At 60.4% G+C, this 18894-nt stretch carries 22 protein-coding genes; 8 read left to right on the forward strand and 14 right to left on the reverse strand.

The genetic code is table 11. The annotated features are described in order from the left end of the window. Positions 1-6: 6 nt before the first annotated feature. The 4 genes from glpX to IGS75_RS09060 all read right to left on the reverse strand — a co-directional run bounded on the left by glpX (position 7) and on the right by IGS75_RS09060 (position 4617). On the reverse strand, positions 7-1008 hold the full coding sequence (gene glpX / locus IGS75_RS09045) for a class II fructose-bisphosphatase (RefSeq protein WP_141349399.1): 1002 nt from the start codon (positions 1006-1008) through the stop codon (positions 7-9). Further along, complete coding sequence (locus tag IGS75_RS09050) at positions 1005-2294, reverse strand: homoserine dehydrogenase (RefSeq protein ID WP_202256634.1); 1290 nt, start codon at positions 2292-2294, stop codon at positions 1005-1007. Before IGS75_RS09050 ends, glpX begins: the two co-directional genes overlap by 4 nt. Then, positions 2291-3517 carry an LL-diaminopimelate aminotransferase gene (locus tag IGS75_RS09055; RefSeq protein WP_202258409.1) on the reverse strand — a complete coding sequence of 409 codons (1227 nt, stop codon included), beginning with the start codon at positions 3515-3517 and terminating at the stop codon, positions 2291-2293. Before IGS75_RS09055 ends, IGS75_RS09050 begins: the two co-directional genes overlap by 4 nt. A gap of 116 nt (positions 3518-3633) precedes the next feature. Continuing rightward, a complete protein-coding gene (locus IGS75_RS09060) occupies positions 3634-4617 on the reverse strand; it encodes a hypothetical protein (protein ID WP_202256635.1) in 984 nt (327 codons plus the stop codon). Between the two features lie 177 nt (positions 4618-4794). On the opposite strand from IGS75_RS09060, the gene IGS75_RS09065 reads away from it, so the two are divergent. Both IGS75_RS09065 and IGS75_RS09070 read left to right on the forward strand, forming a co-directional pair. Then, the gene (locus IGS75_RS09065) at positions 4795-5472 is read left to right on the forward strand and encodes an ATP-dependent Clp protease proteolytic subunit (protein WP_141349407.1); all 678 of its coding nucleotides are present in this window, start codon (positions 4795-4797) and stop codon (positions 5470-5472) included. Positions 5473-5526: 54 nt separating this feature from the next. Continuing rightward, positions 5527-6501, forward strand: a complete 975-nt coding sequence (locus IGS75_RS09070; protein WP_202256636.1) for a ferritin family protein — start codon at positions 5527-5529, stop codon at positions 6499-6501. Positions 6502-6565: 64 nt separating this feature from the next. Here IGS75_RS09070 and recA read toward each other — a convergent pair whose 3' ends face one another. The 8 genes from recA to IGS75_RS09110 all read right to left on the reverse strand — a co-directional run bounded on the left by recA (position 6566) and on the right by IGS75_RS09110 (position 12214). Then, positions 6566-7603: a recombinase RecA gene (gene recA / locus IGS75_RS09075; RefSeq protein ID WP_141349411.1), complete on the reverse strand. Its 1038-nt coding sequence runs from the start codon at positions 7601-7603 to the stop codon at positions 6566-6568. Positions 7604-7805: 202 nt separating this feature from the next. Next, positions 7806-8882 carry an EscU/YscU/HrcU family type III secretion system export apparatus switch protein gene (locus IGS75_RS09080; protein ID WP_202256637.1) on the reverse strand — a complete coding sequence of 359 codons (1077 nt, stop codon included), beginning with the start codon at positions 8880-8882 and terminating at the stop codon, positions 7806-7808. A gap of 3 nt (positions 8883-8885) precedes the next feature. Continuing rightward, positions 8886-9740 carry a flagellar biosynthetic protein FliR gene (locus IGS75_RS09085; RefSeq protein ID WP_202256638.1) on the reverse strand — a complete coding sequence of 285 codons (855 nt, stop codon included), beginning with the start codon at positions 9738-9740 and terminating at the stop codon, positions 8886-8888. A gap of 73 nt (positions 9741-9813) precedes the next feature. Then, positions 9814-10086, reverse strand: a complete 273-nt coding sequence (locus IGS75_RS09090; protein WP_141349417.1) for a flagellar biosynthetic protein FliQ — start codon at positions 10084-10086, stop codon at positions 9814-9816. 2 nt (positions 10087-10088) lie between these two features. Further along, positions 10089-10436, reverse strand: coding sequence for a flagellar hook-basal body complex protein FliE (gene fliE, locus IGS75_RS09095; RefSeq protein WP_141349419.1), 348 nt, complete (start codon positions 10434-10436; stop codon positions 10089-10091). 5 nt (positions 10437-10441) lie between these two features. Next, entirely contained in the window at positions 10442-10849 is a 408-nt protein-coding gene (gene flgC / locus IGS75_RS09100; protein WP_141349422.1) for a flagellar basal body rod protein FlgC, read from the reverse strand. Between the two features lie 12 nt (positions 10850-10861). Continuing rightward, positions 10862-11254, reverse strand: coding sequence for a flagellar basal body rod protein FlgB (locus IGS75_RS09105; RefSeq protein ID WP_202256639.1), 393 nt, complete (start codon positions 11252-11254; stop codon positions 10862-10864). 198 nt (positions 11255-11452) lie between these two features. Further along, positions 11453-12214, reverse strand: coding sequence for a GIY-YIG nuclease family protein (locus IGS75_RS09110; RefSeq protein WP_237468745.1), 762 nt, complete (start codon positions 12212-12214; stop codon positions 11453-11455). A gap of 256 nt (positions 12215-12470) precedes the next feature. On the opposite strand from IGS75_RS09110, the gene IGS75_RS09115 reads away from it, so the two are divergent. Both IGS75_RS09115 and fliP read left to right on the forward strand, forming a co-directional pair. Further along, on the forward strand, positions 12471-12776 hold the full coding sequence (locus IGS75_RS09115; protein ID WP_141349429.1) for a flagellar biosynthetic protein FliO: 306 nt from the start codon (positions 12471-12473) through the stop codon (positions 12774-12776). Further along, on the forward strand, positions 12773-13540 hold the full coding sequence (gene fliP / locus IGS75_RS09120) for a flagellar type III secretion system pore protein FliP (protein ID WP_202256640.1): 768 nt from the start codon (positions 12773-12775) through the stop codon (positions 13538-13540). Before IGS75_RS09115 ends, fliP begins: the two co-directional genes overlap by 4 nt. Before the next feature lie 56 nt (positions 13541-13596). Here the strand turns inward: fliP and IGS75_RS09125 are convergent, their stop codons facing one another. Continuing rightward, positions 13597-15015 carry a gamma-glutamyltransferase gene (locus IGS75_RS09125; protein ID WP_202256641.1) on the reverse strand — a complete coding sequence of 473 codons (1419 nt, stop codon included), beginning with the start codon at positions 15013-15015 and terminating at the stop codon, positions 13597-13599. A gap of 232 nt (positions 15016-15247) precedes the next feature. Between IGS75_RS09125 and IGS75_RS09130 the strand changes: the two genes are divergently transcribed. The 4 genes from IGS75_RS09130 to folE all read left to right on the forward strand — a co-directional run bounded on the left by IGS75_RS09130 (position 15248) and on the right by folE (position 18618). Beyond that, entirely contained in the window at positions 15248-16006 is a 759-nt protein-coding gene (locus IGS75_RS09130; RefSeq protein ID WP_237468746.1) for a DsbA family protein, read from the forward strand. A 247-nt stretch (positions 16007-16253) separates the two neighbouring features. Then, on the forward strand, positions 16254-17051 hold the full coding sequence (folP, locus tag IGS75_RS09135) for a dihydropteroate synthase (protein WP_237468747.1): 798 nt from the start codon (positions 16254-16256) through the stop codon (positions 17049-17051). Then, positions 17048-17947, forward strand: a complete 900-nt coding sequence (gene folK / locus IGS75_RS09140; RefSeq protein WP_141349442.1) for a 2-amino-4-hydroxy-6-hydroxymethyldihydropteridine diphosphokinase — start codon at positions 17048-17050, stop codon at positions 17945-17947. Before folP ends, folK begins: the two co-directional genes overlap by 4 nt. Next, on the forward strand, positions 17944-18618 hold the full coding sequence (folE, locus tag IGS75_RS09145) for a GTP cyclohydrolase I FolE (protein WP_141349444.1): 675 nt from the start codon (positions 17944-17946) through the stop codon (positions 18616-18618). The genes folK and folE overlap by 4 nt, the downstream gene beginning before the upstream one ends. On the opposite strand, the gene IGS75_RS09150 is transcribed toward folE, so the two are convergent. Beyond that, a complete protein-coding gene (locus tag IGS75_RS09150; RefSeq protein WP_202256644.1) occupies positions 18596-18865 on the reverse strand; it encodes a hypothetical protein in 270 nt (89 codons plus the stop codon). The two genes, folE and IGS75_RS09150, sit on opposite strands and share 23 nt — an antisense overlap. Positions 18866-18894: the final 29 nt, after the last annotated feature.

Genomic DNA, 18894 nt, shown 5'->3' on the forward strand with positions numbered 1-18894 from the left:
CTCCGTTCAGGACGCGGGTTCTGCCTGTGGTTTGAAGCTGTGATGGCTCTCTATATAGCGCACCGTGCGGGATTTTGAACGCATCACGATGGAATGCGTGCGGGCGCGAGTGGCGCTCGGACGTTCCACCCCCTTCAGAAGCGGGCCGGATGTGACGCCTGTTGCGGAGAACAGGACGTTGCCAGCTGCCATGTCATGCAGGTAGAGCTTGCGGGCTGGGTCGAGGCCGTTCGCCATTTCGCGCGCGCGCTGGCGCTGGGTGTCGTCCTCAAACAGGAGCCGGCCCTGCATCTGGCCTTCCATACAGCGGATGGCTGCGGCAGCCAGAACACCTTCGGGAGCACCACCGGATCCCGCGTACAGATCCACGCCGCCGCCGTCCACGCAGGTGGCGATGGCCGCCGCCACGTCGCCGTCGCTGAGAAGCATCACACGGGCGCCGGCTTCGCGGGCGTAGGCGATCATCTCTTCATGTCTTTCGCGGTCAAGTGCGCAGAGAACCATGTCCGAGACATTGCGCTTCTTGGCCTTGGCCAGCGAACGGAGATTGTTGCCGATTGAGGCGTCCAGGTCTACCACACCTTCGGGAAGGTCCGGGCCGACGACAATCTTTTCCATGTAGATGTCAGGCGCGTGCAGGAACTTGCCGCGCTCGGCGAGAGCTACGACCGTCAGGGCGTTGGGAAGGCTCTTGGCGCAGAGATTCGTGCCTTCGAGCGGATCGACCGCGATATCCATGGCTGGGCCACCGGAGCCGACTTTCTCGCCGATATAGAGCATCGGGGCTTCGTCCATCTCGCCTTCGCCGATGGTGACGATGCCGTCGATGGCGACGGTGTCGAAGGCGGCGCGCATGGCCTGCACAGCGGCGCCATCGGCTTCGTTCTTCTGCCCGCGGCCGGTCCAGTGGGCGGAAGCGATTGCGGCCGCTTCCGTTACACGGACAAGCTCGAGAGCAAGATTACGGTCAGTGACGCGGTATGGGAGAACATTCTGAGGGTCGATCACGCAAAGGCATCCTCGATTTTGAGCACAAGCGGCTTTCCCGTTACGACAGGAAGGACGGCGAGTGCTGTTGCTGCTGCATGAATGGCTTTTTCTGGAACCTGATGGGTTATGATCGTCAGGTCGGCACATCCGGTTGCAGCATCATGCTGGGAAACAAAGTGAACGGAGACATCATGGTCCCGGAGAACCGATGTCAGCTCTGCCATTACGCCCGGACGGTCCTGAACGTTCAGACGTAAATAAAAAGCGCTGTTCAAATCAGCGAGACTGGCGCAGTCGGCAGCGGGCGAAACGGAGGTCGTGCCCCACACCGGAATGGCGGTTCCCCGCGCGAGATCGATCAGGTCGGCGACGACGGCGCTGGCGGTCGGGCCTTCGCCTGCGCCACGACCGGAGATGGTCATCGGACCGCTGAAGACTCCTTGGGTGGAGACGGCGTTGAACACGCCTTCAACTGCAGCAATGGGTGCTTTAGCGGGGACGAGGCAGGGGCGGACCCACGCTGCGACGTTACCGTTCTCAGCCTGGCGGGCCATGCCGAGGAGCTTGATGTGGTATCCAAGTTCGTCGGCGAATTTCAGGTCGGTCGCGGTGATGTCGCGGATGCCCTGAACGGAGAGAGTGTTAAACGCGATGGGGCGGAAGGCCAGACCGGCCAGAATGGCGAGCTTGTGGGCCGTGTCCCAGCCATCCACGTCCGTGGAGGGTTCGGCTTCAGCATAGCCCTTGGCCTGTGCTTCGGTCAGAACGTCGGTAAAATCCCGGCCTGTAGCGCGCATTTCGGTCAGGATGTAGTTGCAGGTTCCGTTCAGAATGCCGCCGACACTGAGAAGGCGGTCTGCGGCCAGACCTTCACGTACGAGCTTGATAGCGGGAATGCCGCCCGCCACGGCAGCTTCGAACAGGAGGGGTGCGTTCTTTTCTGCGGACAGGCGGCTGAGGCTGTCGCCATGCAGGGCCACGAGCGCTTTGTTGGCAGTCACGACCGGCAGGCCGCGTTCGAGTGCGGTAAGGACCATGTCATGCGCTGGACCTTCGGAGCCGCCGATGAGTTCGACGGCCACGTCGATTTCCGGGTCCTGAGCTACGGCGGTGGCACTGTCGTGCCATCGCATGGTGGACAGATCCACACCACGATCGCGGGTGCGGTCGCGGGCCGTGATGGCCACGACTTCGATCGGCCGACCGGCCCGGGCGGTAATCAGGTCAGCGTTCTCACGCAGGAGACGAATGACACCGATTCCGACAGTTCCGAGTCCAGCCAGTCCGATCCGCAGTGGTTTCACGATGATGCAGCTCCAAGAAGGTCAGCGGTTCCGGCCCCGGCGCCGTGCCGGGTCATGAAGCTCTTGATGGCCCGCGTCGCCTGACGCAGCCGCTGGGTGTTTTCGACAAGTCCGATCCGGACAAAGCCCTCGCCGTATTCCCCGAAACCCAGACCGGGTGCAACCGCAACTCCGGCTTCCTTGAGAAGTAGCTTGGAGAAGGCGACGCTGCCCATTTCGGCGAAGGCGGGGGGGATGGGGGCCCAGGCGAACATCGAGCCTGCCGGCGCGGGAACTTCCCATCCTGCGCTTTGAAGGCCGCGCAACAGCACGTCGCGGCGATCCTTATACATGGCGCGGATTTCGGAGACGTAATCCTGCGGGCCGTTCAGCGCGGCGACAGAGGCGACCTGAATGGGCGTGAAGGCGCCATAATCCAGATAGGATTTGATGCGTGTGAGGGCCTGTATCAGCTTCGGGTTGCCGACTGCGAAGCCCATGCGCCAGCCCGCCATGGAGTAGGTCTTAGACATGGACGTGAACTCGACGGCCACGTCCTTGGCGCCGGGAACTGCGAGAATGGACGGGGGCGGCTCGTTCTCGTTGAAATAGATTTCCGCGTAAGCCAGATCGGACAGGATCCAGATGTTTTCCCGGCGCGCGAAGGCCACAAGCTCCTTGTAGAAATCGAGGTTCGCGACAAAAGCCGTCGGGTTGGACGGGAAGTTGACGATCAGCGCCGTCGGCTTGGGTACGGAATGGCGAACTGCCCGCTCCAGTGCCCGAAGCATGTCCTCGTCCGGCGTGGCCGGGATCGAGCGGACGGAGGCACCGGCAATGATGAAGCCGAACTGGTGGATCGGGTAGGACGGGTTCGGGACCAGGATCGTGTCGCCGGGGCTCGTGATGGCAGCGGCCAGATTGGCCAGGCCTTCCTTGGAGCCAAGGGTGGCAATGACTTCGGTTTCCGGGTCTAGCAAGACGTTGAACCGGCGCTCGTAATAATTCGCCATGGCCTTGCGCAGGCCCGGAATGCCGCGGCTGACGGAATAGCCGTGCGCGCGCGGATTGCCGACCGTCTCGATCAGCTTCTGCACGACATGCGCGGGCGGTGCGCTGTCGGGATTGCCCATGCCTAGATCGATGATGTCGTCACCGGCGGCTCGCGCTGCGGCCTTGGCTTTGTTCACTTCAGCGAACACGTAGGGCGGCAGGCGGCGGATGCGGTGGAACTCTTCGGTCATGACCAGCTCTGGGGCAGAGGGTGAAAGGGAGCAGCGACGATAGACAGGTTTTTCCATGAGTGGAACAGCCTGACTGTTCTCGATCTCACAATGTCGTCTTCCGGCTGACCGTTGCGTCAGTCGTTGATCGTAACCCGGACGCCGTCGCCAATGGCTTCGGCCTTCAGAATGATCGCGGATGCGGGCACGCCGCGCGCGATCAGGGCGCGGGCAACCACGCGAGCGCGTAGCAGGCCCAGCGCGATTTCCCGGTTCTGATCCGCAGGTGCGAGGGCCGCATCCGCACTCATGAAGGCTCCGAAGCCAAGGATGGTCAGGTGCCTGTTTCCGCGCAAAGAAACAATGTGCTGGTAATCGCCTTGTGGATCACCCGTGACGTGGTCCGTTGCGGGCTGGAAGCGGATCAGGATGCCTTCGGGCGTGGACGTGTCGATATCCGGGCGAATGGGATCACTGACGATTGCATCACGCGGCAGGTCGAAGCCTGGGAACTGTGGTGGGGGCGGAGGTAGATCGCCAATTTTCGGGAACTGGCCCGGTGGGGTCGGGGGAATGGATTTCGCGACAACGGGGGGGAGCTCGGCTTCCGCAGCCGGAGCGGAGGGAGGCGTCTTTTTTGCCGGTGCGGAAGCATGGGGGGTCGATGTCGCCGCCAGATCGGGCGCCGGATTGATGGCGGAAGGGCTTTCCGGTTCCGGCTGTCCGACTGTCGTCATGGTCATGCCGCTTTGTTCCGTATTGGTCGTCGTGGCGGCTGGGGCAGGTTTGGGCGGCGGGGGAGTGAGCGGCAGGGCGCCCTGGGCTGCGCTTTCACGCTGGGCCAGATTCCGCTGGGCTTCAAGCTGTGTGGTCAGTGACAGACGTGCCTCGGGCGTCGGAAGCTCGGGAGGCTGCGTGGGGGTGCGGCCGACGTGCGGATAGTGCAGGTTCTCGCCCGGTGGCGGTGCGCGCAGCTTGGCAATCTCGCCGCCTTCGAAGTTATGCCACCAGCCGGTTACGGTATCCGTTGCGTCCTGATGCTGACAGGCCGCCAGCAGTGGCGCGCTTATCAGCAGGAGAAACGGGATTTTTCCCGCAGTCCTGCGTGTCGCCGCTGTCATGGGCTGCCTGCTGTTCCCTGGGACCACTGTGCCGTTCCTGCCGTCTGTAGAATGTCCAAATGCGGCGGAGACTAGCGGTTCGTGGCAGGTATGGCGAGAGTTCCTGTCGGTCCGGATTGGAAGCCCGATCCGAAGGAGGACTTGGCACCGACGCAAACGAAGCGCAGGATAGGGGGTATGAAGATGCATGCTGGATCTGGAAACGATATGGATATCACCAGAATGACCCCGACCCGCTTGGACGACGAGCCGGATGCTCCGGAGCCCGAAACCCGGGAAGACGACAACAAGACGCTGAACAGCCCGATCAGCGAGCTTGAGGGCCGTCTGTTCGATCAGCGGAAAGTCCTGATCTTCGGCGGTATCAACGATAAAATCGCCCGTGATGTCACCGGTCGCCTTCTGGCGCTGGCCGGGACGTCCGACAAACCGATCGATGTGTATGTGAACTCGCCGGGCGGCCATGTCGAGAGTGGCGACACCATCCATGACATGATCCGCTTTGTGGATTCGATTGCGCCGATCAACATGATCGGAACGGGCTGGGTTGCCTCCGCCGGTGCGCTGATCTACGCCGCCGGACGTCCAGAGCGCCGCGTCTGCCTGCCGAACACGCGTTTCCTGCTGCATCAGCCGATGGGTGGTGTGCGTGGTCCGGCAACGGATATCGACATTGAAGCTCGCGAGATCATCAAGATGCGCGAGCGTCTGAACCGGATTTTCGCGAAAGAAACTGGTCAGACCTACGAAAAGGTCGCCAAGGATACGGACCGCAATTACTGGATGTCGGCTAATGAAGCCATTGCCTATGGCCTCGTGAATCGAGTCATTCATTCGGCAACCGACCTCAAGTAAAACTGCAAGCTCCAAGGGGCACGGCGTGCCTTCAGGCACGCCGCGAAGACTGACATGAAAAGCCTGGCCGAAATCTATTCTCATCTTCCCGATGCACCGTCGGAGAAGACGCTCGAGCGTGTTGATTACGAAGCGCGCCACTGGAGCAGCCCGATTCAAGGGCCGCTCAAGCCCGGTACGGAAGAGCACAAACGGGCTGTCGCTGCGATGTTCCGCGATACGTTCAATCCGTACAAGCCGTCTGTAATCGACTGGCCGAAGCTGGATCCGGAGACGTTGCATCGCATCACGTCGCTGCCGATCTGGGATATTGCGGTCCAGACTGAAGGCAAGGCCCGCCTGCGCATGGCAGCCTATGCGGACATGATTACCGATCCGGACATGAAGGATGCGCTGTCGCGCAATGCCTGGGAAGAGAACCGGCACAAGGAAGTCCTGACCAAGTTGGTCGAGGCCTACAACATTCCGATGGCGCCCGAGCCTCCGTATGTGACGCCGAAGGATACGGAATGGGCGTATCTGGTCACGGGTTTTTCGGAATGTGTGGACAGCTTTTTCGCATTCGGTCTGTTCGCACTGGCCGAGCGTGCCGGGCTGTTTCCGAAGGAACTGATCGAGACGTTCGAGCCGGTGATGCAGGAAGAATGCCGTCATATCCTGCTGTTCGCGAACTGGCTGGCCTGGCACCGGGCGACCATGCCTTTCTGGAAGCGTCCTTGGTTCGAACTGCGTGTGATCGGGGTCTGGTTGTTCCTGGCCTATGAGCGCATAGGCTTGGCCCGTTCGATCGACGAGAACGGGGAAGAGCACACCCAGGACAACAATTTCACAGTCACGGGTGCCAAGGACATAACGGCGATGGACATCAGTCTTCCTGAGCTGATGCAGCTCTGTTTGGACGAGGATGACCGCCGCTTCTCTGGATATGATCCGCGTCTGCTGCGGCCGACGACGACGCCGGCAATTGCGCGTGCGATCATCAAGGGTGCAAAGCTCTGGAATTGTGTCCGGAGCAAGATTGCCGCCTGAGCGACCTTACTTCGCGGCAGTCATCCTGCATAAAAAAGGGCTCCGGAAGGAGCCCTTTTCCGTTTTAATCTTCCGGGTTGCCGTCTGCGTCGGGCTCCGGATCTGTCATCAGGGCGTCAGAGAGGACACCGGCCTCTGCGCGAATACGACGCTCGATCTCGGAGGCCATTTCCGGATGGTCGCGCAGGAACTGCTTGGCATTTTCGCGGCCCTGTCCAATGCGTTGGCTGTCGAAGGAGAACCATGCGCCGGATTTCTCGACGATGTTGCCCTTCACACCCAGATCAAGCAGTTCGCCCATCTTGCTGATGCCTTCGCCGTACATGATGTCGAACTCGACCTGACGGAACGGAGGCGCCATCTTGTTTTTCACGACCTTGACGCGCGTCTGGTTGCCCACAACCTCGTCCTTGTCCTTGATGGACCCGATACGGCGGATGTCGAGGCGGATGGACGAGTAGAACTTCAGCGCGTTACCGCCAGTCGTCGTTTCCGGATTGCCGAACATCACGCCGATCTTCATGCGGATCTGGTTCAGGAAGATGACGAGCGTGTTGGAGCGTGAGACCGTTCCCGTCAGCTTGCGCAAGGCCTGGCTCATGAGACGCGCGTGCAGACCAACATGGCTGTCGCCCATATCGCCTTCGAGTTCGGCGCGGGGAACAAGGGCTGCAACAGAGTCCACGATCAGCACGTCAACGGCGCCGGAACGGACCAGTGTGTCGGCAATTTCCAGTGCCTGTTCGCCAGCATCTGGCTGGCTCAGCAGAAGATCGTCGATGTTGACGCCAAGCTTGCGAGCATATCCCGGATCGAGCGCATGTTCTGCATCGATGAAGGCCACGGTCCCGCCCTTCTTCTGGGCTTCAGCCAGAACGTGAAGGGCGAGGGTGGTCTTGCCGGAGCTTTCCGGTCCGTAGATTTCGACGATCCGGCCGCGCGGCATGCCGCCGATCCCCAGAGCGATGTCCAGCCCGATGGACCCGGTGGAAATCACATTGGTTTCCACTTTCGGGCGCTGGCCCATGCGCATGATCGAGCCTTTTCCGAAGGCACGCTCAATCTGGCTAAGTGCGCCTTCCAGCGCCTTGGTCTTGTCCATTCAATCCTCGCAGTAGGTTTGGGCTGGCGTTTCCAGGATACGATAGACCGGGCGGCCACTCTCGCAAAGAGGCGTGATTTCCGCGATTGTCGGCTTCCTGTGTTCGTAAAATGTTCTCGTTCAGACATATCATGCCTGTCCCCCCTGTCGCCAAGGGGTATGGTCGTCTCCAGGAAAGATTTTTTCAGGAACGCGGCTGTGCCTATCGCAAGGGAGCAGAGCGGCTGGCAGGGCGTTTGAGTTTCCAGACATACGCAATAATGGCCGCGACGACCTTGAAATGTTCAGCTGGGATTTCGCTCTCGAGTGGAAGTGTGAAAAGCGCACGAGCCAAGGGCGGATTGGTCACAAGCGGGATGCGGTTGTCCTGTGCGATGTCCCTGATGCGGGCTGCGACATCGTCCATGCCTTTTGCGACGATCCTGGGCGCACCACCGCCACCTCTCTCGTAGACGAGTGCGACGGCGTAATGCGTCGGATTGGTGACGACCACGGTCGCTGTCTTTACGGCCGCCATCATGCGCTGTCTGGCTGCTTTTGCGCGCAGGGCTTTTTGGCGGCCTTTGACGTGCGGGTCGCCTTCCGTGTTCTTGTACTCGTCCTTGAGGTCTTCGCGGCTCATCTTCAGCTTGGAAATATGTCGGAAACGCATCCAAAAAATATCAAAGCCGGCGATGACCAGTTGTGCCAAGATCATGGCTGATGCGGCCTTGAAGCCGAGATCTGATATTATTTTCAGGAGGGGGGCGGGTTCCAGCCCGACCATCCGAGGCACGCTCGGGATGACATTTTTGGAGATATTCCAAAGGACCACGGCAAAAATCGTAAATTTTGCGAGTGCCTTAAACGTATCGGGAAGCGTTCCGCCACCGACAATGCGTTTGAAACCCGCTAGGGGAGAAATCCGTTCGAATTTCGGCAGCAGGGATTCGGGATGTATAAGGAACCCTGTCTGTAGGAATCCGCCTCCAAGGCAGAGTGCAGCGACGCTTGCTGCCATCGGCACAGCCAGTTTCAGTCCGGCTGCAATGGCGTGGTCTGTACTGTGGAGCAGGCCTCCCTGCGTCATGGGGAGCGTGCCGGCATTGGCCATGAGGACCTGCATGACGTGTATAAAGTCCGTCACCAGATAAGGCAGGACCATGAAAATTCCCGCAAATCCGCCAAGAAGAGCTACGAAATTCATGGCCTCGCGGGACATGACGATCTGCCCGTCCTCACGCGCTTTCTGAAGGCGTTGTGAGGACGGGGCTTCTGTCTTGTCGTCGGAATCAGACATGCTTCAAAGTCCTGGAAGGGCCCGGAAGACGTCGAAAGCCTGTCCCTGCCAGACCGTAATCATGGTGCTCAGTGTGAGGCCCAGAAGTGCGATCCCGCCAAGAAGCTGAAGAGGACTGGCGGCATTATAGATCTGCAAGGTAGGAAGCAGGCGTGTCATGATGCCCAGCATGCCCTGCCAGACAAGCGACAGGATCAAAAATGGCGCACTGAGCTCCAGTCCGAGCGCGAAGCTATGTTCCGTGAGCTGGACGATGCCTTGGGCGGAATCGCCCAGTAGGTTCCAGTGTGCGTGAGAAGCAGCGGCCAGCAGGGCTCCTCCGGGCGGAATGATGCTGTAACTGCCGAGGATGGCGCGGATGGGCAGGATATATGCGCCAGTCACGAGAAGCACGAGAGGGGCCAGCAGGTTCAGGAATCGCGCAGGAGCGGAACTACCCGACCCCAGATCCGGGTCCGGTTGAAGAACGCTCGAAATCCCCATGCAGACCGCGATGATCTGTCCGGCAATCGGCAGGGCCATGTAGATCAGACGCGCCATCCAGCCGATCAGAATACCGGCGAAGAGCTCGACTGCAATCATGCCGCAGAGCGCCAGCGGGGCCAGGGCCTCCAGATGGCTCTGCATTAGCAGGGGGGCAACGAGCGGAAGGAGCAGGATCGTAAGGGTGATGGCGCATCCTGCACGGATCATCATGGGCATGGACTGTTCGCCAAGGCCTGGCATGGTCATAACGACCGCCCCGGTGCGGGAAAGGACCAGAACAAAGGTGAGGGCCCAGACGCTTAAGGCTGGCCCGCTGAGATCCAGCCCCTGTAGCGCGCTTGCTCCGCTCGGGCCGGTAAGATCAGCATTCACAGTAGAGCGTCTTTCAGACCAGGAAATCCGGATGCAGGCATATCAGTCAACTCCGGATCTGGAAGGCGGGGGCTCAGGTGGTACCGACGAGGATCAGCTGGTCGAAGAGATGTCGGGTAAAGCTGATGAGTGTTGCGGTCATGAAGGAGCCTGCCATGACCATGACGGCACCGATGGCTAGAACTTTCGGCACGAAGGACAGCGTGGCTTCATTGAGCTGGGTGACAGCCTGTATGAGCGAAACCAGAAGACCGACCCCGAGCGCAGTCAGGAGGGCGGGAGCACTCAGCTTGAGAGCGACGAGAAAGGTCTGCTCCAGAATGGCGCCGAGATCGATGGCCTGCATGGTCAGATCGTCATTTTCATCACGTCCTGATAAGCCTGAACCATGCGGTCGCGGATCACGGTCGTGGTCTGAAGGGCAAGCTGCGCGTTAGACACCGCGGTCACGATTTGCGTCATATCACCGCCGCCTGTCAGGCCCTGTGCAGCCTTAGTTTCGGCATCATGACCGCTGTCGATGACGTTGCTGACGGACTGGGAAAGAATGGATCCGAAATCCGTACCGGAACTGCTGCTGGCGGTCGTTGCGGATGACTGGATGCCGTCATCGACATTGTCCGTAATCCCCTGCAGGCGGCTCTGGAGACTTTGAACGGCGTAGGCATTATGGGCCTGGGTGAGGGATGTGAGCATCGGGATTACTTCAGCAGGTCGAGTGTTCGGGACAGCATGGTCCGGGTGCTCGACAGGGCGTTGAGGTTGGCTTCGTAGGAACGCTCGGCTTCGCGCATGTCCATCATCTCTGTCATGGAATCCACGTTGGAAACCTTGACGTAGCCGCGTTCATCAGCAGCGGGATGGGATGGGTCGTAGCGGGTGTTGAAGTCCGACATGTCCTGTCCGACATTTTGAACATCCACAGTCGAGGCGCCCGTTTCGTCGTCTACATGTTCGGCGAAGGTGATGGTCTTGCGGCGGTAGGGATCCGCGCCGGGCTGGGAGCCGGTCGTGTCCTGATTGGCGAGGTTTTCCGCGACAATGCGCAGGCGCTGGGCCTGCGCGTCCATGCCGCTTGCGGAAATACCGATGGTGGTGGACAGGTTCATCCGTCAGGCTCCTTACTTACCGAGTGCCGTCTGGAACATGCTCAGGTATTTCGAATAGACGTTCACGGCGAGGTGCTGCTGGTCATTCACGTCTGCGACCTGCTCCATCTGCTGGTCCAGGGAGACCTGATTACCGTCCAGAGATTGTTCGGATGTGGTCTCGATGGTGTGGGTGCCTGAGGCGCTGTAACCGATATGACCGGGTTGGGTGACGGTGGGTGTGATGTCGAATTCGCCCATCGCTGCCTCGAACGGGGAGACGTCCTTGGCCTGGTAGTTTGGTGTGTCGGAATTGGCGATATTGCCGGCCAGCACCTGTTGGCGCGCCTGAAGCCAGTTCATGCGGTCACGGCCCAGAGAGAAAAGGTCGGTGCCGCCTGCGCTGGTTGGGTCGATGTTACGCATCGAGACAGTCTCCATCATGCAGGTGCCGGAAAAGTCCCGGCGAAGCGCATGATGGCGCGAAATCTTTAATAAATGGTTGCCTGGACCGCGGATTCTGCTGCGGGAGAAGGATGTAACGGGACTTTGTCAGGCTTCGTAATCGTTACCGGGCGTAGAGCGATCCATAGCCTCTTCTAAGGTCCTTCCGGTGCTGTCTTTTCACTTCGTCCAACCGTTGACTGAATGGCCCAGTAGGGCGGTGGCCGCAGGGCTTGGGGCTTTGAACAGTACATCGCGGGTGAAATAAATGCGGTCGCCTTCAATGCGGAGAAGGCCTTGCTCCAGCATGGTCTGTCGCTTCTGAGCATAATTAAAACTGCTAGAAACTTCAGTGCGGCCATAAGAGCCTGCCAGTATCACCAGGCCTTCTTGCGTATATTGGGCGCGTCCGTCTACGCCGGATGCATGGCAATAAAATTCGGTTGAGATGGGTTGTTTCTGTGAATCCAGAACAGATTCAGTTGTCTGAGTGACGGTAACAGGATTCCGGTTGCGAATGAGGGGTTCGAAAATCGGGTATCCCAGGGTTGTCAGCAGGATGTCTATTGTTTCGAAAATTTCACGACATTCTGCTTCCAGCGCGGGGAGGGTATGGGGTCTTGTTCCGCTTGTGCCATTGTCCATTTCAAAGCGCTGGGTCTGTGTGGCGCGGCTTAGGGCCAGCCATTCCAGATAGTGCGCGTGTGTGACGGTCAGGCTTTGGGTCAGAGAGTAGGCGACGATGGCACGGATCCACCAGAGGCCCTTCTTCTCGTGGTGTTGCTTCAGGCGGTTTCCGAAATTTCCAGTCTGTCCGATATAGGCCTTCGGCCGTTCCGTTTCGTCGTTTTCACCGAACAGGATGTAGATGCCGACCGAACTGGCTTCGGGCCGTTCAAGAAACTCTTCCAGTCGCAGGCGAGGGATTTCGACAACCTGCACGATCCGGGTGGTGATGGAGGCGGTCCGGATTCCCTGTGGATCGCCGGAGGGAAGGAAAATCTGGATCGTCTGGGGGGGGCGTTCACGACGTCTGGTCCTGCGCAGAAACATTGAGAAAAATATCTGTGACAGGGACAGGACGCTCAGGACAGGGATTTTCTGCTGTTTGGGCAGCATCTTTGGCAAAATTGAGGGGCAATTAAGCGGTCGTTAACCGGTCTTGGGCATCATGTCGGGGAATGAGGATGACTGACCTATGACCCTGCATGAGTGCGTGAACGCGATTGCCGCTCTGATTTTCATTATCGTGCTGATTTTCTGTGCCCGGCCCCTGCTGCGTTTTCTGGAACAGAAAAAGAGCGGTGCGCGTGAGGGGCAGGCGGGGCTTTCGCTGGTGGGGCAGATGGCGCTGGACCGGACGCGGCGTCTTTCAGTCGTACGATATGGCGCGCGGGAAGTGCTGGTTCTGACGGGCGGCAATCAGGACATCCTGATGGATTGGACGGAGCGAGAGACGTTTGATTCGGCTCTGACTGCGTCAGCTGCGGAGGACGTGGCATGAAGAAGGCCGCCTGCGTTTTTCGGGTTTTGCTGCCGCTTCTGGTTTTGCTGGCATGTCTGGGAATGCCGCATCTGGCGCATGCTCAGGCGGTGAGTATTGATCTGGGGCAGAATGGTGCTTCTGGAGGGGCGGGGACGACCAGCCGGCTGGTGCAGCTGACGGCACTGATCACTGTTCTGTCTCTGGCGCCGAGTCTGTTGGTAATGATCACGGCATTTACGCGGATCGTGATCGTCCTGTCCCTGCTGCGTAGTGCGCTGGGCGCACAGGGTACACCCCCCAATACAGTTCTGATCGGGTTGGCGCTTTTTCTGACGCTGTTCGTGATGCAGCCGACGCTTCAGAAATCCTGGGATGCGGGGATCGAACCGTTGATGGCCGGACGTGTCGGCGAAATGGAAGGTCTGGCGGCTGCGGCCCAGCCGTTCCACGATTTTATGGCGGTAACGGTACGTCCTGCGGATGTGGCGACGTTCCTGAACATCGCGCATGAAAAGCCACCTGCAAAGATCGGGGACACGCCGTGGCGTGTGCTGGTTCCGGCCTTCATGGTCGGGGAACTGCGTCGCGGTTTTGAAATGGGATTTTTGCTCTATCTGCCGTTTCTGGTCATCGATCTGGTGGTGTCCAGCGTGTTGATGAGCCTTGGCATGATGATGCTGCCACCCAGTACCGTGTCTCTGCCGTTCAAGCTGATCTTTTTTGTTGTGGTGGACGGCTGGTCTCTGGTGGCGGGAAGTCTGGTGCGAAGTTTTACCGGGTAGGGGCCCCGGGGTCAGAAAACAGCCCCGCCGGTCAGGAGAACGGCGGGGCTGTTTTGTCAGTTACTGCTGTCGTTCGTTGTGCCGGCAGCGAGGCCAGCTGCACGCGGGTCCGTGGAGCCGCGGCACGAATCGTTGCCGTGGCAAAGGATGGCGTTGATGCGGCCAGCACCTTCGTGCGGGATCGGGGTTTCATGTGCGACGGCGCGGGCAGCGTCTCCGACTGCGTCTGCGGCTTCGTTCTGGCCCGAGGCCGCGATAACGGCGCGTAGGTTACGCTGATCACGCAGGACGGCTGCAGAGAGCAGCGGCTGGGGCGTGCGGGCGGGGGATGCGCCAAGGACGACGCCGGTGCTGCCCGCAATGCGACCGGTTCCGAACAGGTTGTTGTCACTCAGGACGCAGGCTACGGCCATGCCGGAATGGTCGGTCACGACAAAGGACGTGGAGGCCGGAAGGGCTGGAAGGGTGCCGCTGCCGGAACGGCCATTGTTGAGAGCTGCCTGGGCAGCGGCGAGCGATGTGTTGCCGGAGGCGCGCCACGCAGCGACGGTGCCTTGTGCGGAGGCGCCGGTCGTGTAGCGGATGGCTGCTCCAAGGCCACCATCTGCCGGCGGGGCCAGGAACGATGCGTCCACACCGCCCTGTCGGGTCGTCAGAGCTTCTGTCTGGAGGGGAAGCGTCTGGCGCATATCGTCATCGTTCAGGCCACCCCCGGCTTTCTGGGCTGCGGTCACATAGACGTCAGCCAGGGCTCCGTTATAGAGGTCGCCGACGCCAGCAACCCGAATGCGCTCCAGGAAGCCTGCGAGGCGCGGCTGGGCCAGGCTGTCACCAGCCACGAGAGTGGAGGCATCGCCGCGACCGAAGATAGCACGGGCGCTGTCATCGGCCAGAAGGGCCGGACGCACGGCTGCCAGATCGGCTGCCAGCGTGCGGCTGACAGTGATGCCCGTGCTGGCGAGATTGAGAGCCGGGGCGATCAGATCATTGAAATCGACCGTGCCGTAATGGAGCTGCATCAGATACAGCCCACGGAAGTCGGCCGGTGTGGCTGCCGGACGATCGGCGCCCTTGCTGGTGCCAGCGCGGGTCTGGAACGTGATGGACTGTGCCGCTTCACCGGGGCGGCTGACGAGGCAGGCGCCTCCGCCGCCGAAAGATGCACGGGACGGCAAGGTGACGCCGAGCGCCAGAGCCGTCGCGGTGGCGGCATCGGCCGCATTGCCGCCACGGGCCAGCACGTCATGGCCGACCAGGGCAGCCTGGGGTTCGTCAGCGACGACCGTGCCGATGCTGCCGCCTGCGGGAGCGGATGTTTCATTGATGCCGACGAGATGGACGCCTGGGATCCAGGAGCAGGCGCCCAGCAGAAGGCCCGAGGCGACCGACGCCATCAGTGAGGCGGGCAGGCGGGAAGAGACGCGACGGGCCTGTGTGGCGTCCGGGGTGGAAATCTGGTGCTGTCGATGCGCCACCTGGCGTTTCTCCAATGTCTGGTCACGACTGTCCGGCCTCGTGGCCTTCACGGATGGCGGGCGCGGGCAGACGGGTCTGCGCCGTGGGTCCTGGTCCGGTTGTTATTCCCTCATAACGGGAATCTGTCGTTTGTGGGAGGGGCGAGTTGGTGTCTTCTCTTTGCCACAGACCTTCTTTATGCCGTATGGACCTTATGTCCTGTCTTTCCTTCAGCTGATCCGGAGCTTTCCGTTGAGATACCCTCTGCTTGCCACAGCGTTTACCGTTGTTGCCGGAATGTCCTTTCTTTTGGGCGGTCAGGCTCTGGCGGCTCCGGCGGCATCCTTCACACCTGCCCAGCGGGCCGAGATTGTCGGCATCATGCGTGATGCGCTGCAGAACGATCCGAGCATTCTGACGGACGCCATCCGCGCGATCCGTGAAAAGGCCGAGGAACAAAAGCAGGATTCGACGCTTGCTGCCGTGAAGGCGCATCAGTCCGAGCTTCAGAGTGCGCCCGATTTTGCGATCCGGGGCAACCCGCATGGCAGGATCACGGTGGTGGAGTTTTATGATCCGCGCTGTTCGTACTGCCGCTCCATGATGGGCGAGGTGGACAGTTTCCTCAGCCGCCATCCGGATGTCCGGCTGGTCGAGAAGGTTGTGCCGGTTCTGGGTAGCAACAGTGTTCTCGACACGCGGGCGATTTTCGCCGCCAGCGCACAGGGTAAATATGAGGTTATGCGCCGGGCGTTGATGGCAGACACCACTAAGCCGACCATGGAGCGTATAGTTGAGCTGGCTCAGGCCAATGGTATCGACACGAAGAAGTTGACGGCTGATATGAGCTCACCCCAGACCATGGCGCTCATTAACACCAATCTGGATCAGGCGCGCGCCGTTGGTCTGGACGGAACGCCGACGTTCATTTTCGGTACGGCGGCCGTTGCTCCGGGCGCGCTTGAAGCGGACCAGATGGATGCGTTTCTGGAGCGTGCCCGAAAGGCGTGAGCCTCCAGACGTTTTAATCAGGGCATTTATTAAGGTGTTAGCGTTTCTCGCTGTCTGCGCCTGAGGCATCTGCGTCCCGTTGCCGTCAAGGATACCGGCGTGGGACGGAGCATCTGAACTGCGCGGGTGATTGCTGCGACTTCGTTATCGGATGGGGCAGAGCTGAAAACACGGTCATGCTGCCGCAATTCTGGAAAGGCATGTTGAGGATCTCCGTATGATAACGACGTGGATGCAGGAAAGTCGGATGAATCTGGTTGGAACCGGGTCGGTGGCAGTGATGGGGATCGTTAACGTCACGCCGGATTCCTTTTCTGATGGTGGCCGTTTCCTCCACCCTGAGGCGGCTTTGGCTCATGGACGCACGTTGCTGGCGGACGGGGCAGATCTGCTGGACGTGGGAGCTGAATCCACGCGGCCGGGATTTGAGCCTGTTCCGGCAGAAGAGGAATGGACGCGTCTTTCGCCTGTGGTGGGAACACTGGTGGCGGAAGGGGCCGTCGTTTCGGTCGATACGACCAAGGCGTTCGTCGCGAAACGGGCACTGGAGGCTGGTGCTGCGGTTATCAATGATGTGTGGGGGCTACAGGCTGATCCGGAAATGGCATCCGTGTTGGCAGATTCGAATGCTGTGGCCGTGCTGATGCATAACCGGCATGAGGTGGATGCGGCGCTCGATCTGCGGGCGGACTGGCGCCGTTTTTTTGATTGCTCGCTGGCACTGGCAGAACGGGCTGGAATGGCGCGGGAGCGGATCGTGCTTGATCCCGGTGTTGGGTTTGGCAAGACGCAGGCGCAGAATGTCGAAGCCGTAGCCCGTCTTGGGGAACTGAAATCCGAGTATGGGCTTCCGGTTCTTCTGGGTGTGTCGCGCAAGTCGATGTTTGGGTATTTTTTGGAGCGCGCGGCATCCGAGCGGTTGGCGGGAACGCTGGCGACCCATCTGTATGGGGCCGATCAGGGAGCCGCGATCCTACGGGTGCATGATGTGCGCGAGCATGTGGATGCGTTGAAAATGCGCCGGATTCTGAAGGATGTCCGATGATCGTACCTGCTCTGACTTCCGTTTTTGTGCGGGATCTGTGCCTGTTTGGCTATCATGGCGTGCTGCCGGAAGAGACGCGGATTGGGCAGCGTTTTGTGGTCGATATCGAGATCCGGGCCGATCTCTCAACCGCGATCGCGGGTGATGATTACGAGCAGGCTGTCTGTTACGGGACGTTGTGCGATATCGCTTCGGCCGTCGTGACGGGGCTGCCCCTTCAGCTTATCGAAACAGTGGCAGGGCGCATTGCTGAAGCCGTGCTGGCGCGGCTGGAGCGTGTGGAATGGGTGCGGGTTGAGGTACGCAAGCCCTCCGCCCCAGTACCGTATGCGGTGTCGGGGACTGCGGTGGCCGTTGAACAGGCCCGGGCGTACGAAGTTGCGTTCTCGCTAGGGAGCAATCTGGGGGAGCGCGAGGCTGTTCTGGCGGCGGCGGTGGATCGACTGTCGCTTGTGGACGGGCTTGAGATCGTGGATGTGTCATCGCTGTATGACAGTGCGCCCTGGGGCGGGGTGGAGCAGCCGGCATTCGTCAATATCTGCACCACAGGGCGGACTACACTGGAGCCCCACGCGCTGTTGCGGGTTTGCAAGGCGATCGAGGCCGATCTGGGGCGTGTACCCGGTGTGCGCTGGGGGGCGCGGGCTGTCGATATTGACATTCTTTATTATGGAGGGCGGGAGATCCGGGACCGGGTGCTGACCCTGCCGCATGCGTGCCTGTTCGAACGGGCTTTTGTGCTTGAGCCTCTTGCAGAAATTGATCCAGATCACGTCATTGGTGGACGTCGCGTGCGGGACGCGCTAGCAGTCCTGCCGCGGAGCCCGGGGGATGTGACCCGGCGCGCCCCTGACGGCACTGGCCGTTGGGGCATCAAGGAGCCTGAACCCGCATGACCAACCTGAACGCCACGATCATGACCGCCGCATCGGCACGTCTGTCGGACAGTCAGGATAGCCTTTCTTCCGAAGAACTGCGCCCCATGGGAGCGTTGCCGCTGCCTGCGGATGCGGAAGTGCGGATTGCGGGGGCTGTGCGGGAGATCCTTGAGGCGCTGGGTGAAAATCCGGAGCGTGAAGGTCTGCTCGATACGCCGCGCCGCGTGGCGAAGATGTATCTCGAAGTGTTCAGCGGTTTGCATCAGGACCCGCGGGATCATCTGAAAACACAGTTTTCGGCGGATCAGCATCATGGTGCGGTGATCGTCAAGGACATTCGCTTCCATTCGATGTGCGAGCATCATCTGCTGCCGGTCTATGGCAAGGCGCATGTTGCCTATTTGCCCGCAGGCGGGCGCCTGACGGGGTTGAGCAAGATTGCACGGCTGGTTGAGGGTTTTGCCCGTCGTCCGCAGTTGCAGGAGCGTCTGACGGACCAGATCGCTCAAGGCATGGAAGATGTGCTCGCTCCTGAAGCTGTGCTCGTCGTGATCGAAGCGGAGCACATGTGCATGAGCATGCGCGGCGTCCGCTCCCCCGGCTCCACGACTGTGACCTCCATTGCGCGTGGCACCTGGCTGCGGGATAGCGCAGCCAGAATGGAAATTATGTCGCTTCTGCGGGGCTGAGACAGCTCTGCCGACTCTGGGCCGGAGCGGCAGAATTGATGTCGTAAGGTTTGTGGACGGGGGCTGGACGTTTGCAGAGACCGTCCGTCACCTTCTGACTCCAGATTGCGCCCAGCTGCTCGCGCCGCCGGGAGATGATTTCTTTCGGCTCCATGTTTCGAAAACAGGGTCCGGATCGTCCTGCTCGTGCGGAAACGGCATGGATCTGTGTGGCGATTTCCACGCCTGCGATGAGGATGGTTTTCATGCTGTTCTTTTACGTCCTGAGGAGGTTAC

This window comes from Gluconobacter sphaericus, from assembly GCF_016757795.1.
GTDB lineage: Bacteria > Pseudomonadota > Alphaproteobacteria > Acetobacterales > Acetobacteraceae > Gluconobacter > Gluconobacter sphaericus.

Coding starts and splice junctions, on each gene's coding strand:
- IGS75_RS09055 (WP_202258409.1), bottom strand. CDS start 3,517: ATGACCGAAGAGTTCCACCGCATCCGCCGCCTGCCGCCCTACGTGTTC.
- IGS75_RS09060 (WP_202256635.1), bottom strand. CDS start 4,617: ATGACAGCGGCGACACGCAGGACTGCGGGAAAAATCCCGTTTCTCCTG.
- IGS75_RS09065 (WP_141349407.1), top strand. CDS start 4,795: ATGAAGATGCATGCTGGATCTGGAAACGATATGGATATCACCAGAATG.
- IGS75_RS09070 (WP_202256636.1), top strand. CDS start 5,527: ATGAAAAGCCTGGCCGAAATCTATTCTCATCTTCCCGATGCACCGTCG.
- recA (WP_141349411.1), bottom strand. CDS start 7,603: ATGGACAAGACCAAGGCGCTGGAAGGCGCACTTAGCCAGATTGAGCGT.
- IGS75_RS09080 (WP_202256637.1), bottom strand. CDS start 8,882: ATGTCTGATTCCGACGACAAGACAGAAGCCCCGTCCTCACAACGCCTT.
- IGS75_RS09090 (WP_141349417.1), bottom strand. CDS start 10,086: ATGCAGGCCATCGATCTCGGCGCCATTCTGGAGCAGACCTTTCTCGTC.
- fliE (WP_141349419.1), bottom strand. CDS start 10,436: ATGCTCACATCCCTCACCCAGGCCCATAATGCCTACGCCGTTCAAAGT.
- flgC (WP_141349422.1), bottom strand. CDS start 10,849: ATGAACCTGTCCACCACCATCGGTATTTCCGCAAGCGGCATGGACGCG.
- IGS75_RS09105 (WP_202256639.1), bottom strand. CDS start 11,254: ATGCGTAACATCGACCCAACCAGCGCAGGCGGCACCGACCTTTTCTCT.
- IGS75_RS09115 (WP_141349429.1), top strand. CDS start 12,471: ATGACCCTGCATGAGTGCGTGAACGCGATTGCCGCTCTGATTTTCATT.
- fliP (WP_202256640.1), top strand. CDS start 12,773: ATGAAGAAGGCCGCCTGCGTTTTTCGGGTTTTGCTGCCGCTTCTGGTT.
- folP (WP_237468747.1), top strand. CDS start 16,254: ATGAATCTGGTTGGAACCGGGTCGGTGGCAGTGATGGGGATCGTTAAC.
- folK (WP_141349442.1), top strand. CDS start 17,048: ATGATCGTACCTGCTCTGACTTCCGTTTTTGTGCGGGATCTGTGCCTG.
- folE (WP_141349444.1), top strand. CDS start 17,944: ATGACCAACCTGAACGCCACGATCATGACCGCCGCATCGGCACGTCTG.
- IGS75_RS09150 (WP_202256644.1), bottom strand. CDS start 18,865: ATGAAAACCATCCTCATCGCAGGCGTGGAAATCGCCACACAGATCCAT.